Raw genomic sequence first — 15,712 nt, forward strand, 5'->3', positions numbered from 1 at the left:
ACCCCGGCCCCACCGAGCCCCGAGGAGCAATGCCCGTGTCCCGTTCCTTCTCCGCGCCCCGCACCGGCAGCCACGACCTGCCGGTGTCACCCGCCCTGGACGCCTTCATGGGCACCGGGTGGGCCAAGTCCCCGCTGCCGGAGGACCTTCGCGTCCCCTCCATCGGCGCCACCCCCGCGCGCCGCGCCCGGCTGGCCGCCCGCTTCCCCGGCGAGCGTCTGATCATCCCGGCCGGTGCGCTCGCGGTCCGTTCCAACGACACCGACCACCCCTTCCGGCCGCACACCGGATACGCCTGGCTCACCGGCCTCACCGGCGTGGACCAGGCCGGTCACGTGCTCGTCCTGGAACCGGACGGCGACGAGCGGCACGAGGCGGTGCTGTATCTGCGACCCCGGTCGCCGCGCACCGGCCAGGAGTTCTACCGTGACCGCAGATACGGCGAGTTCTGGGTCGGGCGCAGGCCCGACCTGGCAGAGGCGACCCGGCTGACCGGCATCCGCTGCGCGCATCTGGATGCCTGGGAGAAGCTGCTCACCGGGCCGCAGCCGCCGGTCCGGGTGCTGTCCGGGGTGGACCCGTCCGTCGATGAACTCCTGCGTGCCTGCCGCGCGTTCCCGCTCGGGCGCTCGGCACCGGCCGGGCTCGAAGCGGTGCTCAGCGAGCTCCGGCTCGTCAAGGACCCCTGGGAGGCCGGGCAGTTGCAGCAGGCCGTCGATGCGACGGCGGTCGGCTTCGAGGACGTGGTACGAAGCCTGCCGCAGGCGCTGCGCCACCCGCGCGGCGAACGCTGGATCGAGGGCGTCTTCGATCTCCGGGCCCGGTCGGAGGGGAACGGACCGGGCTACGCCACGATCGCCGCCGCCGGAGCGCACGCCTGTGTGCTGCACTGGACCCGCAATGACGGCCCGCTGGAACAGGGGCAGTTGCTGCTGCTGGACGCCGGAGTGGAGACCGACTCGCTCTACACCGCCGACATCACCCGCACCCTCCCGCTGTCCGGCCGCTTCTCCCCGGTGCAGCGAGCCGTCCACGAGCTGGTGCTGGCAGCACAGGACGCCGGCATCGCGGCCCTGCGCCCCGGGGCGCGGTTTTGTGACTTCCACCTGGCCGCCATGCGGGTCATCACCGAGGGGCTGCACGAGTGGGGCGTGCTGCGGATGTCGGTGGACGAGGCGCTCGCCCCGGACAACGGCTTCTACCGCCGGTACACGCTCTGCAGCAGCGGTCACATGCTCGGCATGGATGTGCACGACTGCGCGCAGGCGCGCGCCGGGGCCTATCTGGACGGAGTCCTGGAGCCCGGTCAGGTACTGACGGTGGAACCCGGGCTCTACCTCCAGCCCGACGACGAGACGCTGCCCCGGTCGCTGCGCGGGATCGGGGTGCGGATCGAGGACGACCTCGTGATCACTGCCGACGGCGCCCGCCTCATGTCGTCGGCGCTGCCCCGCACCGCCGACGGCATCGAGGAGTGGATGGCCACGCTGCTGGAGTCCCGGGACTGAGCAACGACCCTGCGCACCGTTTCAACGGCCGCCCGGCGGGCGGTCGTTGAGCGGCGGGTCGAACGTCCGACGGCAGGAGCCCGCAAGGGCTCCCGTGAGCCCGGGGCTGCTGGGACTGCGGGGGCCTCGTGAGCCCGGGGCTCCTGAAACTATGAGGCTGCGTGAGCCCAGGGCTCCCGGGACTACGAGGGCTGCGTGAGCCCAGGGCTCCGGGTGCTGCGGGAGCCGCGCAGCCCCCGGACGGATTCGGTGGATCAGGCCTCCGCGGCCGGGAGCGACACTCTGCGGATCCGCTCGTCTCCAGCCGCCGTCTCGGCGGCCTCCTGCTCGGCCCAGAGATTCCTGACATGTGACATGTGCGAGAGCATGCATCTCTCGGCGCGCTCGGCGTCGCCCGCGATCAGAACGTCGAGCAGCTGGGCGTGCTCCTCGGCCGATGTGACCAGCAGACCGGACTGGTCGAGCCGGTTGAGTCCGAAGAGGCGCGATCGCTTGCGCAGATTGCCGACCTCCTCCACCAGGCGGCGGTTTCCCGCCAGGGCGAGCAGTTCGAGATGGAATCGGCGGTCTGCCTCCAGGTAGCCGATGATGTCGTGCTCGGCTGCGGCCGCGACGATCGCCTGGGCCAGCGGACGCAACGCCTCCAGCTCCCTGGTCCGGCCCATCCGGGCGATGCGGCCGATGGTGGGGACCTCGATCATGACCCGCAGCTCGGTGAAGTCGTCGAGGTCCTGTTCGGTCAACTCCGTTATCCGGAAACCCTTGTTGCGCACCGCTTCGACCAGGCCCTCGCGTGCCAGGTCGAGCATGGCCTCGCGCACCGGGGTCGCGGACACTCCGAAGTCGGCGGCGAGCGCGGGGGCGGAGTAGATCATGCCCGGCCGGAGGTCGCCCGCGATCAGGGCCGCCCTGAGGGCATTCGCCACCTGGTCACGCAAGTGCTCCTGCGCGGAGATGGCGTTGAGCGTCGTCAGGCGGGCCATATCTGTTCCTCCAGCGCCGTGCGGGGCCTCAGAATACAATGGCACGATTCGGTCAGGGCCCATCGCTCCGAGGCTGTGGACAACTCGCTCAGGACGCCGAATCACGGTGCACCGCGGCGGCGACGGCGAGGTCCTCCCAGCCCATTCCGACGCTCTTGAAGAACCGTGGTCCCCGAAAACCGGCCGGTGCTCCGCCGGGAGCGCGTCCCGTCACCAATTCGGCCAGATTGGCGTGGATGTCCTCGGCCCGGAAGGCTCCCTCGGCCATCGGGACCAGCAGGTCGCCCGCCTCCGACAACGCGGCCGACCGCGCTTCGACGACGACGCAGGAGCGCGCCACCAGAGTGGTGTCGACCTCCCGGGCATCGGGGGTGTGGGAACCCACCGCGACAACCGTCGCCCCGTCCGGCACCAGGGCACCGTCGAACAGCGGGGCGGCGGAGGTGGTGCAGCAGAGCACCAGGTCGGCCGTGGCGACTTCATCGTCGCCGGGTGCCTGTGCCGTACGGGCGTCCACGCCGAGGCTGCGGGCGTGCGCTGCCAGCGCTTCGGCCCGGTGCGGAGTGCGGCCGACCACGGTGACCCGTTCGACCTGACGTTCCGCGAGCACCGCGTCGAGGTGTCCGTACGCCTGGGGGCCCGTCCCGAAGAGCACCAGATGATGTACGACGGGGCCGGTGAGGTGGCGGATGGCGAGTGCGGAAACGGCCGGGGTGCGCAGGGTGGTGAGCGCGGCCCCGTCCAGCAGGGCGAGCGGCAGCAGGGTGGGTGCGTCGAGCAGCAGATAGCTTCCGGTGATCCGGGGCAGGTCGCGGGACGGGTTGTCCGGGGCCACCCCGGCGATCTTCACGCCGGTCACCTGCTGTGTGGTGGCGGGCATGATCAGCAGCTCCCCGCCGGGCACTGTGACGTGGTACCGGGCGGGGGCCGTCTCCGGATCCAGTCCCCCGCTCAGCGCCGCCTCCAGTGCGTCCACGGCTCCGGTTGGTCCCAGGGCCTGGATGTCGTCGGCGCCGAGCAGGGGGAGGTTCACAGCAGGAATCCTTCGGGGAAGGGGTCGGACGGGTTCAGGAAGAATTGTGCGGTACCGGTGATCCAGGCGCGGCCGGTGACGGTGGGGACGACGGCCGGCAGCCCGCCGACGGTGGTCTCCTGGACCAGGCGCCCGGTGAACGAGGTGCCGATGAACGACTCGTTCACGAAGTCGGTGTCCAGGGGGAGTTCACCGCGTGCGTGCAGTTGCGCCATGCGTGCCGAGGTGCCGGTCCCGCAGGGTGAGCGGTCGAACCAGCCGGGATGGATGGCCATCGCGTGCCGGGAGTGGCGGGCGTCGGACCCGGGCGCGACGAACTGCACGTGCTTGAGGCCGTGGATGTCCGGATCCTCGGGGTGGACGGGCCGCTCGGTGGCGTTGACCGCGTCCATCAGGGCGAGTCCGGCGGCCAGGATGTCGTCCTTGCGGGCCCGGTCGTAGGGCAGCCCCAGGTCGGACAGCTGCACCATCGCGTAGAAGTTGCCGCCGTAGGCGAGGTCGTAGCGCAGCGTCCCGTGGCCGGGCACGTCCACCGTCCGGTCGAGCGCGACGCTGAACGCCGGAACGTTGGTCAGGGTCACCCCGGTCGCCGCGCCGTCCTTCACCTGTACGTCCACGCTGACGAGCCCGGCCGGGGTGTCCAGCCGCACGGTGGTGACGGGTTCGGTGACCTCCACCATGCCGGTCTCCACCAGAACGGTCGCCACCCCGATGGTGCCGTGCCCGCACATCGGCAGATAGCCGGAGACCTCTATGAACAGGACCCCGTAGTCCGCGTCCGGCCGGGTGGGCGGCTGGAGGATCACGCCGCTCATGGAGGCGTGGCCGCGCGGTTCGTACATGAGCAGGGTGCGCACGGCGTCCCGGTGCTGCTGGAAGTGGAGGCGCCGCTCGGCCATCGTCGTACCGGGGATGGTGCCGATGCCTCCGGTGATGACTCGGGTGGGCATGCCCTCGGTGTGTGAGTCGACGGCATGGAAAATGTGACGTGTCTGCAAAACTCCCCCTGGTTCGTCAGGTCGGACACGAGGAACGCTGGAAACGGACGGAACGGGTCTTGGCGAAGGGGGCCGGGCCGAGCGCTCCGTCCGGGCGTACGGCCGGCCCCGCCTGCGTCGGCCGCGAGCCGGTCTCAGCGGCGGCCCGCGGTCTCAGTGAAAGCCCCCCGGTCTCAGTGCAGGCCCCCGGCCAGTGCCTTCTCCGTCGCGGCACGTACGGCGGCCACGTCGTCGGCGGGGAGGGGGAACCGCGGCGGCCGGGTACGGCCCCCATGGCGCCCGGCGACGTCCATGGACGCCTTGATGGCCTGGACGAACTCCGGCTTCGAGTCCCAGCGGAGCAGCGGGTGCAGCTCCCGGTACAGCGGCAGGGCGGTTGCCATGTCACCGGTGACAGCGGCCCGGTACAACTCGACACAGCAGGACGGCAGCATGTTCGGGCAGCCGGCGATCCAGCCGACGGCCCCGGCGAGCGCCAGTTCCAGAAGTACGTCGTCGGCGCCCACCAGCACGTCGAGCCCCGGGGCCTGTTCGGCGATCTCGTAGGCCCGGCGGACGTCACCGCTGAACTCCTTGACGGCCACGATGCTGCCGTCCTGGTGGAGGCGGGCGAGCAGCCCCGGCGTCAGGTCCACCTTGGTGTCGTACGGGTTGTTGTACGCGACGACCGGCACCCCGGCCTCGGCCACATCGGCGTAGTGGGCACGCACCGCCGCCTCCTCGCAGCGGTACCCGTTGGGCGGCAGCAGCAGCACGGAGCCGGCGCCCGCCGCCGCGGCCTGTTCCGCCCAGCGCCTCGATTCCGCGCTGCCGTAGGCGGCGACGCCCGGCATGACGCGGTTGCCGTCGCCCGCGGCCTCGACGGCGACCCGGACCACCTGCTCGCGTTCGCTGTCGGTCAGGGTCTGGTACTCCCCCAGCGAACCGTTGGGCACCACCCCGTCGCAGCCCGCCTCGATGAGCTGCCGGACATGGTCGGCATAGGCGTCGTAGTCGATGGTGCAGTCGTCGCGCAGGGTGATCGGGGTGGCGACCATGACTCCGTGCCAGGGGCGGGTGCGCGAGTCGGTGTTCGTCTGCATCGTGGCTCCTTGAGAGGTGTGACAGGTCATGGTGTGGCGGAAACGTGAAACCGCGAGAACGCAGTGGTGCGAGAACGCAGTGGTGCGAGAACGCAGTGGTGCGAAACCGCAGAGATGCGAGAACGCGTGACCGCGGAATCGGAAGGGAACGCGGAAGCTGGAAGGAAGAACTCGGGGCGGGGCACAACGGTCGGCGCGCAGAGCGCCCCTGGGAGTGGTCCGGACGCGGCCTACCCGGGACCGGACAGGTCGGCGAGGGTGGAGAGTTTCACCGGGCAGGCCAGCGGGCGCCGGTCGGGTCCGCCGGGCTCCTGTCCACCGCCGTGCGCGGCGGCGAGTTCCCGGACGGCGAATCCGCACGTCCGGCCCTGGCACCATCCCATTCCGGCCCGGGTGAGCAGTTTGACGGTCCTGGTGTCACCGGCTCCCAGCTCCTCGCACGCGGTACGGATCCGGCCCGCGCCGACCTCTTCGCAGCGGCACACCTCCGTCCCGTCGGCCGGCCACTCGCGCCAGCCGGGCCCCGGTCGGTGCACGGCCCCCATCAGATCGGCGAAGGCCCGCAGACGACGGCGGGAGCGGCGCAGCGCGACGGCCCTGTGCGCTTCCCGCCCCCGCACTCCGCCCCGCACCTCGCGGACGATGGAGAGCGCCGCCAACTCGCCTTCGAAGAGAGCGAGTTCGACGCCCCCCACCCCGCCCGTCTCGCCGGCCGCCCAGACTCCGGGGACGGTGGTCCTGAGCTGGTCGTCGAGGGTGACCGCGTGCGTGCCGTCGGGGCCGGGCCGTGTGTCGCAGCCGGCTGCCACGGCGAGGTCGAGCTGCGGCATCAGCCCGTGTCCCACGGCGAGCGCGTCACAGGTGATCCGGCGGCCGGTCCCGGCGACGGGCCGCCACCGGCGGTCCACCCTGCTGACGGTCACCGCCTCCACCCGCTCGTCGCCGTGCACCTCGGTGACCGCCCGGTGGCTCAGCACCCGCACCCGGGCGCGGGCCAGCTCCGCCGCGAACCGGGCCCCTTCCGCCGCCTTGCCCGGGTTGGCCGCCAGCACCCGGGGAGCACGGGCGTACGCCCCGTAGCCGGCGGCCTCGACCAGCGCCGGGACCTGTGCCCCCGCACGGGTCAGCGAGAGGGCGACCGCCTGGAGGAGCGGCCCGCTCCCCGCGACCACGATCCTTCTTCCCGGCAGCACCAGCCCCGACTTCAGCATCGCCTGGGCCCCCGCCGCGCCCACCACGCCTGGAAGTGTCCAGCCGGGAAAGGGCAGTTGGCGTTCGTGGGCACCGGTCGCGAGGAGCATCCGGCGGGCCCGGACAGCGGTGCGGATCTCCTCGTCGGCCCCGGTGACCGCGTGCAGGATCCAGTCGCCGTCACCGGTTCGTTCGACCGTCCACACCTGGTGACCGGTGAGGTGGCGGATCGTGCCGGTGTCGCGGTGTGCGGCCAGCCGGGCGGAGAGTTCCGTGAACGTGCGCCAGTCGTGGTGCAGGGCCCCGGGCCGGGTGGCGCCGAGACCGTCGGCCGGGCTGCGGTAGTACTGCCCGCCGGGTGCGGCGGCCGCGTCCAGCAGGACCACGTCGAGCCCTTGGTCGGCGGCGGTGACGGCCGCTGCGAGGCCCGCCGGTCCGGCGCCCACCACGGCGAGCTCGACGCGGCCGGTCTCCCGCGTCCTGGGCTCATCGGTCGAGTTCGGCATGGCCGTCACCCTCCTGCGTCGTCACCGTGTCGCCCGGTGCCGCGGGCAGCAGGCAGGCGCGCTGGTTGGGCCGGCCGTTGACGGTGGCCAGGCAGTCGTAGCAGGCGCCGATCCCGCAGAAGGCCCCTCGCGGCCGGCCGTTCACCCGAGTGGTGCGCCAGGTCAGGATGCCCGCCGACCAGAGTGCGGCGGCGATGGTCTGGCCCGGCAGCGCGCGGACCGGGCGGCCGTCGAAGGTGAGCTGGAACTCCGTCTCGGGCGCGGCCCCGACGAGTTCGGCGGGGGTACGTGCGCGGGTACGTCTCACTGGGTCCTCTCCTGGGGCGGGGGTGCCCCGCTCTCCACCCTTATGTGACATGGCATGTGGCATCGAACCGATCGGGGGCGAAGGGTCCGAGGTCGAGTGCGGGCCGCTCTCCCCGGATCGCGTCGGCGATGAGCAGTCCGGTCGCGGGCGCCAGCCCGATCCCGGCACCCTCGTGGCCGCAGGCGTGGAAGAGCCCCGGCACCCGGGGGTCCGGCCCGATCGCCGGGAGGTGATCGGGCAGGTAGGGGCGGAATCCGTGGTAGGCGCGCATCACCCGTACGTCGGCCAGCGCGGGAAAGAGCGCGGCGGCGCCCGCCGCCAGCCGGGAGATCACCTCGACGGACAAGGTCCGGTCGAAGCCGACCCGTTCGCGGCTGGCCCCGATGAGCACCGGCCCCGCGGGCGTCCCCTCCACGACGGGCGAGGTCTGGAGCGCCGCGGACCCGCTCGACACGTCGGCCACGTACTCCGCGGCGTAGACCTTGTGCCGGATCAGCCGGGGCAGTGGTTCGGTGACCAGTACGAACCCTCTGCGCGGCAGGACCGGCAGGTTCGCATCGGCCAGTGCGGCCAGGTCGCCGCCCCAGGTGCCCGCCGCGTTGACCACGACGGGGGCGTGCAGTTCGCCCCGCGCCGTGCGGACCCCGCGTACGGCTCCCTTCCGGTCCCGGAGGATCCCGGTCACCTCCTCCCCCGGGCGCACCAGCGCACCCGCCCGCCTGGCGGCGCTCAGCAACTCGGCTGCGGCCAAAGCCGGTTGGACCTGGGCGTCCTGCGGGTAGTGGCAGCCACCGGACAGGTTCGGCGCGAGGTGGGGCTCGATGTCGCGGAGCCGGTCGGATGTGACGTGGTACGCCTCGACACCCGCCGCCCGCTGGGCATCGGCCGTGGCGGTCAGGGCGGCCAGGGAGTTCCCGGACGCCGCGACGACCACACCGCCCTTGAGTTCGTACTCGATGCCCGTGGGCAGTTCCTCGGCCAGTCGCCGCCACAAGGAGGCGGAGAGCAGGGCGAGTTCGAGTTCCGGTCCGGGCACTTTGTCGGAGACCAGGAGGTTGCCCTCGCCGGTTCCGGTGGTGCCGCCGGCCACCGGCCCTCGGTCGACGACGGCTACGGAGAGTCCGGACCGGGAGGTGTAGTAGGCGCAGGCGGCGCCGACCATTCCGGCCCCGACGATGACGACATCCAGGGGGCGTCTCGTGAGCACGGCAGTAATATGTCACATTGCTTAAGGGTCGCCAAGGGTGCGCACAGGGCCAGTTGATCAACCATCACTCCCCCGCACCGCCCGCAGGGGTGCCGGATCGGCAGCCGGGGAAGTGGAGCCATGAACCCCGCAGGCGCCGACCGCTTGGAGCCGTGATGCACGACGACCGCACCGTGGTGGAGGACCGCCTCGAACGAGCCCTTCACCAGTTCATCCGCCCCGCCCAGTACTCGGCCCGCACGCCGCTCGCACTCTCCGTCCGGCACATCCCCGGTGAGCCCGTCCCGGTGGCCCGGGTGCTCCGGGAACCGTTCGAGCCGTTCCGTACCGGCACCGAGTGGGGGAAACCCTGGTCGACCAGCTGGTTCCGGCTGGAGGGGACCGTGCCGGCAACGTGGGCGGGGCGCCGGGCCGAGGTCGTCGTGGATCCCGGCTTCTCCGGTCAGGGGCCGGGGTTCCAGGCCGAGGGCATGCTGTACGACTCCGGCGGCGTCCCGCTCAAGGGCATCCATCCACGCAATCGCCATCTGACGGTGGCCGCCCCGGCAGCGGGCGGCGAACCGGTCGCGCTGCTGCTGGAGGCGGCGGCCAACCCCGCGGTGCTGGAACACGGCTTCGCGCCGACACGGCTCGGGGACGTGCGGACGGCGGGCGACCGGCCGCTGTACCGGTTCGCCTCCGCGGACCTGGCGGTGCTGGACGAGGAGGTCTGGCATCTTGTGCTGGACATCGAGGTGCTCAGCGAACTGATGCGGGAACTCCCCGTCGAGCGCTCCCGGCGCCACGAGATCCTGCGCGCTCTGGAGCGCATGCTGGACGCGCTGGATCTGCACGACGTGGCGGGAACGGCGCGGGCCGGCCGGGAGCAGCTGGCCGAAGTGCTGTCCCGTCCGGCCGCGGCGAGCGCGCACCGGATCTCGGCCGCCGGCCATGCGCACATCGACTCGGCCTGGCTGTGGCCGCTGCGCGAGACGGTGCGCAAGGCGTCGCGCACCTTCGCCAATGTCACCGCGCTGGCCCGGGACTATCCGGAGCTGGTCTTCGCGGCCTCGCAGGCCCAGCAGTACGCCTGGGTGAAGGAGCACCAGCCGCACATCTGGGAGCGCGTCAAGCAGGCCGTGACCGCTGGGCAGTGGGCGCCCGTCGGGTCGATGTGGGTGGAGTCCGACGCCAACATGCCCGGCGGTGAGGCGCTGGCCCGTCAGCTCGTGCACGGCAAGCGGTTCTTCCGGCAGGAGCTGGGAGTGGAGACCGAGGAGATCTGGCTGCCGGACACCTTCGGCTACACGGCGGCCTTCCCGCAGCTGGCCCGGCTGGCGGGGGTGAAATGGTTCCTGACGCAGAAGCTGTCCTGGAACCAGAGCAACAAAATGCCACATCACACCTTCTGGTGGGAGGGCATCGACGGGACCAGGGTCTTCACCCACTTCCCGCCGGTGGACACCTACAACGCACAGTTCCACGGCAGCGAACTAGCCCACGCCGAACGCAACTTCGCCGAGAAGGGGCATGCCACTCGCTCCCTCGTCCCGTTCGGCTGGGGCGACGGCGGGGGCGGCCCCACCCGCGAGATGCTGGAGAAGGCGCGCCGGCTCCGGAACCTGGAGGGCTCCCCCAAGGTGACCATCGAGCGGCCGGCGGCGTTCTTCGCGGCGGCCGAGGAGGAGTACGGGGCGCAGGCTCCGGTCTGGTCGGGCGAGCTGTACCTGGAACTGCACCGGGCCACGTACACCACCCAGGCCAAGACCAAACAGGGCAACCGCCGCAGCGAACACCTGCTCCGGGAGGCGGAGTTGTGGGCGACGACGGCAGCACTGCGCGCCCCCGGACACCGCTACCACTACCCGTACCAGGCGTTGGACCGGCTGTGGAAGACGGTCCTGCTGCATCAGTTCCATGACATCCTGCCCGGCTCGTCGATCGCCTGGGTGCACCGCGAGGCCCGCGAGACCTACGAGCGGGTACGGACGGAACTGGCGGATCTGGTGGCAAAAGCGGTGGCCGCACTGGGCGGCGCCAAGGGTCTGGTGGCGCTCAACTCGTCCCCGTACCAACGCCGTCAGATGGTCGAGCTGGACCCGGAGGCGAGCGCGGTACTGCCGTCCGGCGCGCAGGTGCAGCACCTCGGAGACGGCCGTACGGTGGTGCCGGCCGAGGCACCCGGGCTCGGCGCGGGTCCGCTGGACGGCTCTGCGGTACCGGAGCACCCGGTCTCCGCGGCCGGTTCCGCGGACGGAGGTCTCGTGCTCGACAACGGGCTGCTGCGGTTGGTGATCGACGCCGACGGGCTGATCGACGCCGTCCGCGATCTCGGCGCGGGGCGGGACGTCCTCGTGCCCGGCCACCGGGCCAACCTTCTCCAGCTGCACCCGGACCACCCCAACCACTGGGACGCCTGGGACATCGACCGGCACTACCGCCGCACCCGCACCGATCTCACCGATGCCGACTCCGTCGACCTGGTGGAGGAGGGGCCGTTGCGGGGCGCGGTCCGCGTCCGGCGGTCCTTCGGGCAGTCACATGTCACACAGGAGATCCGGCTGAGCGCCGGCAGCCGCCGGATCGACATCGACACCGAGGTCGACTGGCGGGAGTCGGAGAAGGTACTCAAGGCGGCGTTCCCGCTCGACGTGCACGCCGAACGGTCCACCTGCGAGATCCAGTTCGGCCATGTCCACCGCCCCACGCACGACAACACCGGCTGGGACGCCGCCCGTTTCGAGATCTGCGCCCATCGCTGGCTGCGGGTCGCCGAGCCGGGGTACGGCGTGACATTGCTCAACGACTCGACGTACGGGCACGACGTGACCAGGACCCCGCACCCTTCGGGGCTGGGCACGACCGTACGGCTGACGCTGCTGCGCGCCCCGCACAGCCCCGACCCGGAGACCGACCTCGGCCGGCACCGGTTCAGGTACGCGCTGGCGCCGGGTGGCGGGATCACCGACGCGGTGCGGGAGGGGCTCGCGCTCAATCTGCCGCTGCGGGCGGCGGTGGCACCGGTACTGCCGCCACTGGTCGACACGGGGCATCCGGCGGTCACGGTGGAGTCGGTGAAGCTCGCCGAGGACCGCGGCGGCGATGTGATCGTACGGCTCTACGAGTCGGCGGGCGGCCGCGCCGGCACCACACTGCGGTTCGGGTTCCCCGTCGTGCGGGCCCAGGTCACCGACCTGCTGGAACGGCCGTTGCGCGAGGCGGACACCGACGAGCACGGTCTCGTACTGTCGCTCCGGCCGTTCCAGATCCTGACGCTGCGCCTGACCCCGGCGTGACGGTTGCGGAACACCGCAACCGCCCCTTTGCGGGCCCTCGTTCAGCGGCGGGGCACGTTCGGGGGCGGGCACGTTCAGCGGCGGCGTACGTTCAGGGGCGGGGCACGTTGCGCAGGTTGGAGCGGGCCATCTGGACCATGCGGCCCACTCCCCCGTCCAGCACGATCTTGCTGGCGGAGAGCGCGAAGCCGGTCACCATCTCGGCGCTGATCTTCGGCGGGATGGAGAGCGCGTTGGGGTCGGTGACGACATCGACGAGCGCGGGGCCCTTGTGCTTGAAGGCCTCCTTGAGTGCGCCTTCGAGCTGCTTGGGCTTCTCCACCCGCACGCCGTACGCCCCGCACGCGCGGGCGACCGCGGCGAAGTCCGGGTTCTTGTTGGCCGTGCCGAACGACGGCAGGCCCGCGACCAGCATCTCCAACTCGACCATGCCGAGGGAGGAGTTGTTGAACAGCACGACCTTCACCGGCAGGTCGTACTGCACCAGGGTCAGGAAGTCGCCCATCAGCATGGTGAATCCGCCGTCGCCGGACATCGAGACCACCTGACGGTTCCGGTCGGTGAACTGGGCGCCGATGGCCTGCGGGAGCGCGTTGGCCATCGAGCCGTGGCTGAACGATCCGATGACACGGCGCTTGCCGTTGGGGGTGAGATATCGCGCGGCCCACACATTGCACATTCCGGTGTCGACGGTGAACACGGCGTCGTCGTCGGCCAGTTCGTCCAGCACCGAGGCGACGTACTCCGGATGGATCGGAATGTGCTTCTCGACCTTGCGGGTGTACGCCTTGACCACGCCCTCCAGCGCTTCGGCGTGCTTCTTCAGCATCCGGTCGAGGAACTTGCGGTCGGTCTTCTCCCTCACCTGCGGCGTCAGACAGCGCAGGGTCTCGCGGACATCGCCCCAGACCGCCAGATCCAGCTTGGAGCGGCGGCCCAGGTGCTCGGGGCGCACATCGACCTGGACAATCTTCACATCGGTCGGGAGGAAGGCGTTGTACGGGAAGTCGGTGCCGAGCAGGATCAGGAGGTCGCACTCGTTGGTGGCCTCGTAGGCGGCGCCGTAGCCGAGCAGACCGCTCATGCCGACGTCGTACGGGTTGTCGTACTGGATCCACTCCTTGCCGCGCAGCGCGTGCCCGACCGGGGACTTCACCCGTTCGGCGAACTCCATCACCTCGGCGTGGGCACCCGCCGTGCCGCTGCCGCAGAACAATGTCACACGCTTCGCCTCGTCGACCATCCGGCGGAGCCTGTCGATCTCCTCGTCACCGGGCCGGACCGTCGGCCGCGAGGTGACCAGTGCGTGCTCGATGGACTTCTCCGGGGCGGGCTGCGATGCGATGTCACCCGGCATCGTGACGACGCTGACCCCGCCCCGGCCGATCGCGTGCTGAATGGCGGTCTGGAGCAGCCGGGGCATCTGCTGCGGGTTGGAGATCATCTCGTTGTAGTGGCTGCACTCCTGGAAGAGCAGCTCCGGGTGGGTCTCCTGGAAGTAGCCGAGTCCGATCTCGCCCGACGGGATGTGCGAGGCGAGGGCGAGCACCGGTGCCATGGAGCGGTGGGCGTCGTAAAGGCCGTTGATGAGGTGCAGATTGCCGGGGCCGCAGGATCCCGCGCAGGCCGCCAGCGAGCCCGTGACCTGGGCCTCCGCGCCGGCGGCGAAAGCGGCGGTCTCCTCGTGCCTGACCTGGATCCAGTCGATGGCCCGGTTGCGGCGGATGGCGTCGACGATCGGGTTGAGGCTGTCGCCGACGACACCGTACATACGCCTGACGCCCGCCCGGACGAGGATGTCGACGAACTGCTCCGACACGTTCTGCTTGGCCATGGGTGCGTACCCTTTCCGCGCTTCGACTTCCGGACTCCGCATCCATCAACCCATGGCGCACGCGGTTACGCCTCCCAGACGCCCGCAGCCGTACGGTCGTCGGAGTACCCCTTCACCCGGAGCTGGATGTCCGCGAGAAAGGCCACGAGCCCAGGTGCCTCCTCGGTCGCCCAGCGTGCGGCGAGCTCCTCGGCCAGGGCGGGCTCGCCGCGCATCGGTTCGGCCAGCCCGGGACCGCACAGCAGCAGGGCATCGCCCGGCCGGGCCACCGACCCCCGGAAGCGGAACGGTTCTGCGGGCGGGGCAGGCGGGGCAGGCGGGTCGGGCGGAGAATCGGCATACGGGCCCGGCGACGAGGCGGCGGCCGGGTCCACGGTGAGGTGGCCGCCCTCGGCCCCACCCTCGGGTGGCGGAGTCCCGAACCCGGACCTGGGGTCCGTGACGCCGTCCCCGACGCCTCCGGCGACCCCGGCGCTCCCGGCGTTTCCGGCGTTTCCGGTGCTTCCGGCGCTTCCGGCGGTTGGGAACTCCGGTTCGAGGTCGTGCCAGACTCCGTCGCGCAGCCGGAAGAGGCCACCGGCCCCGACGCCGAAGAAGACCCGTGTACGGCAGTCCGGATCCGCCGGCAGCAGGAGGCAGCGCAGTCCCGCCGTGTACTGCTGCGGCTCCACCCCCAGCTCGGCGGCGCGGGCCCGCAGCTTGCCGTACGTGCGGTCGGTGAGGCGGTTGAGCCCGGACTTGAGGTCCCCGCGGCGGCCCGCCCTTATGTCCTCGGAGAGCCGGACGTGGCTGCGGCCGACCGCTGCGCCGATCCAGCGGCAGGCATCGGCCGCCGCCAGGTGTGCCGCGTCGGCGGCGCGGGCCCCGGTCGCGACGGCGACCAGGACCAGGGCGCGTTCGTCGGTACCGAAGCGCGCCGTGAGCAGCGCATCGCGGCGGGGCTCGCCGCGAAACCGCGCGGAGTCCCCGCGCACGGAGGTGGCGCGCAGGGTGTACGTGCCGTAGCGGGCACCGTCGAGCACGGTGTCGGCGACCAGGCCGTCCAGCTCCTGCGGGACGGTGGCGGGCAGCGCGGTGGGCTCGGGGTCGTAGGTGGGCGGCCGGTCACCCACATGGCCGATCACGGGACGGACGACCGAGCCGGCTTCGCGCTCCGCCTCCGGCGCGGGTGTGACAGATACGGCGGGTGTGACAGATACGGCGGGTGTGACAGATGCAGCGGGTGTGCCAGATGCAGCGGGTGTGCCAGATGCGACGGATGTGACGGGCGCGGCAGCGGGTGGCGGTGGAGCGGAGGGCTTAGCGGCCACCGGCCGCCTGGGCAGGGGCGGCGCCGGAGGCGGAGGCGGCGTGACCGGCGGCTCCACGGCCTGCGCAGGCACAGGAGCAGGCGCGAACACCGGCTCGGACGCCGATGGAGGCGCAGGCGCAGGAGAAGGCGGAGGGAGCGGCGGATCCACCGGAATCGCCGGCGCGGCAAAGGTACGCGGCGGCGTCGGGCCGACGGGGGTGGCCCCCGGCCCGCCCGGGGCAGCGGCAGGCGGCTCCCACGGAGCGCGCTCCCGTTCGGTCTCCTCCCGCACCGGCCGGGACACCACCACCGGGTCCGCCTCGGGCGTCACCTCGGGCGTCACCTCGGGAGGCGCCCCCGCACGCTCTCCGGCTCCACCGCCGGCGCCACCACCGGCCCCGTCGCCGAACTCACGACCGGGCCCACCGTCGCACCCACTCCCGGGCCCACTCCCGAACCCACCGTCGAGTCCCCCTCCGGAAGCCCCGTCCCCAGCC

The 15,712-nt window shown here is 71.9% G+C and carries 11 protein-coding genes; 2 read left to right on the forward strand and 9 right to left on the reverse strand.

From position 1 onward, the window contains the following. The first annotated feature begins 29 nt into the window (after positions 1–29). Positions 30–1,508: an aminopeptidase P family protein gene (locus AADR41_RS37005; protein WP_342286471.1), complete on the forward strand. Its 1,479-nt coding sequence runs from the start codon at positions 30–32 to the stop codon at positions 1,506–1,508. 254 nt (positions 1,509–1,762) lie between these two features. Here AADR41_RS37005 and AADR41_RS37010 read toward each other — a convergent pair whose 3' ends face one another. From AADR41_RS37010 to AADR41_RS37040, 7 genes are all read right to left on the reverse strand, one after another. Next, a complete protein-coding gene (locus tag AADR41_RS37010; RefSeq protein WP_342286455.1) occupies positions 1,763–2,491 on the reverse strand; it encodes a GntR family transcriptional regulator in 729 nt (242 codons plus the stop codon). Positions 2,492–2,579: 88 nt separating this feature from the next. Beyond that, positions 2,580–3,524, reverse strand: a complete 945-nt coding sequence (locus AADR41_RS37015; protein ID WP_342286457.1) for an ornithine cyclodeaminase family protein — start codon at positions 3,522–3,524, stop codon at positions 2,580–2,582. Beyond that, the gene (locus tag AADR41_RS37020) at positions 3,521–4,522 is read right to left on the reverse strand and encodes a proline racemase family protein (RefSeq protein WP_342286458.1); all 1,002 of its coding nucleotides are present in this window, start codon (positions 4,520–4,522) and stop codon (positions 3,521–3,523) included. Before AADR41_RS37020 ends, AADR41_RS37015 begins: the two co-directional genes overlap by 4 nt. Positions 4,523–4,695: 173 nt before the next feature. After that, a complete protein-coding gene (locus tag AADR41_RS37025) occupies positions 4,696–5,604 on the reverse strand; it encodes a dihydrodipicolinate synthase family protein (RefSeq protein WP_342286460.1) in 909 nt (302 codons plus the stop codon). Positions 5,605–5,834: 230 nt separating this feature from the next. After that, positions 5,835–7,301: an FAD/NAD(P)-dependent oxidoreductase gene (locus tag AADR41_RS37030; protein ID WP_342286462.1), complete on the reverse strand. Its 1,467-nt coding sequence runs from the start codon at positions 7,299–7,301 to the stop codon at positions 5,835–5,837. After that, entirely contained in the window at positions 7,282–7,608 is a 327-nt protein-coding gene (locus tag AADR41_RS37035; RefSeq protein ID WP_342286464.1) for a (2Fe-2S)-binding protein, read from the reverse strand. The genes AADR41_RS37030 and AADR41_RS37035 overlap by 20 nt, the downstream gene beginning before the upstream one ends. A 40-nt stretch (positions 7,609–7,648) precedes the next feature. Further along, positions 7,649–8,815 carry an NAD(P)/FAD-dependent oxidoreductase gene (locus AADR41_RS37040; protein ID WP_342286466.1) on the reverse strand — a complete coding sequence of 389 codons (1,167 nt, stop codon included), beginning with the start codon at positions 8,813–8,815 and terminating at the stop codon, positions 7,649–7,651. A 155-nt stretch (positions 8,816–8,970) separates the two neighbouring features. Between AADR41_RS37040 and AADR41_RS37045 the strand changes: the two genes are divergently transcribed. After that, a complete protein-coding gene (locus tag AADR41_RS37045) occupies positions 8,971–12,090 on the forward strand; it encodes an alpha-mannosidase (RefSeq protein WP_342286468.1) in 3,120 nt (1,039 codons plus the stop codon). Between the two features lie 91 nt (positions 12,091–12,181). Here the strand turns inward: AADR41_RS37045 and AADR41_RS37050 are convergent, their stop codons facing one another. Next, positions 12,182–13,924 carry a pyruvate dehydrogenase gene (locus AADR41_RS37050; RefSeq protein WP_342286470.1) on the reverse strand — a complete coding sequence of 581 codons (1,743 nt, stop codon included), beginning with the start codon at positions 13,922–13,924 and terminating at the stop codon, positions 12,182–12,184. 65 nt (positions 13,925–13,989) lie between these two features. Continuing rightward, a complete protein-coding gene (locus AADR41_RS37055; protein ID WP_446751175.1) occupies positions 13,990–15,525 on the reverse strand; it encodes a protein phosphatase 2C domain-containing protein in 1,536 nt (511 codons plus the stop codon). Between the last annotated feature and the right edge of the window lie 187 nt (positions 15,526–15,712).

Origin of the sequence: Streptomyces sp. CLV115 (assembly GCF_038448545.1) — a bacterium.
Classification (GTDB): Bacteria; Actinomycetota; Actinomycetes; order Streptomycetales; family Streptomycetaceae; genus Streptomyces; species Streptomyces sanglieri.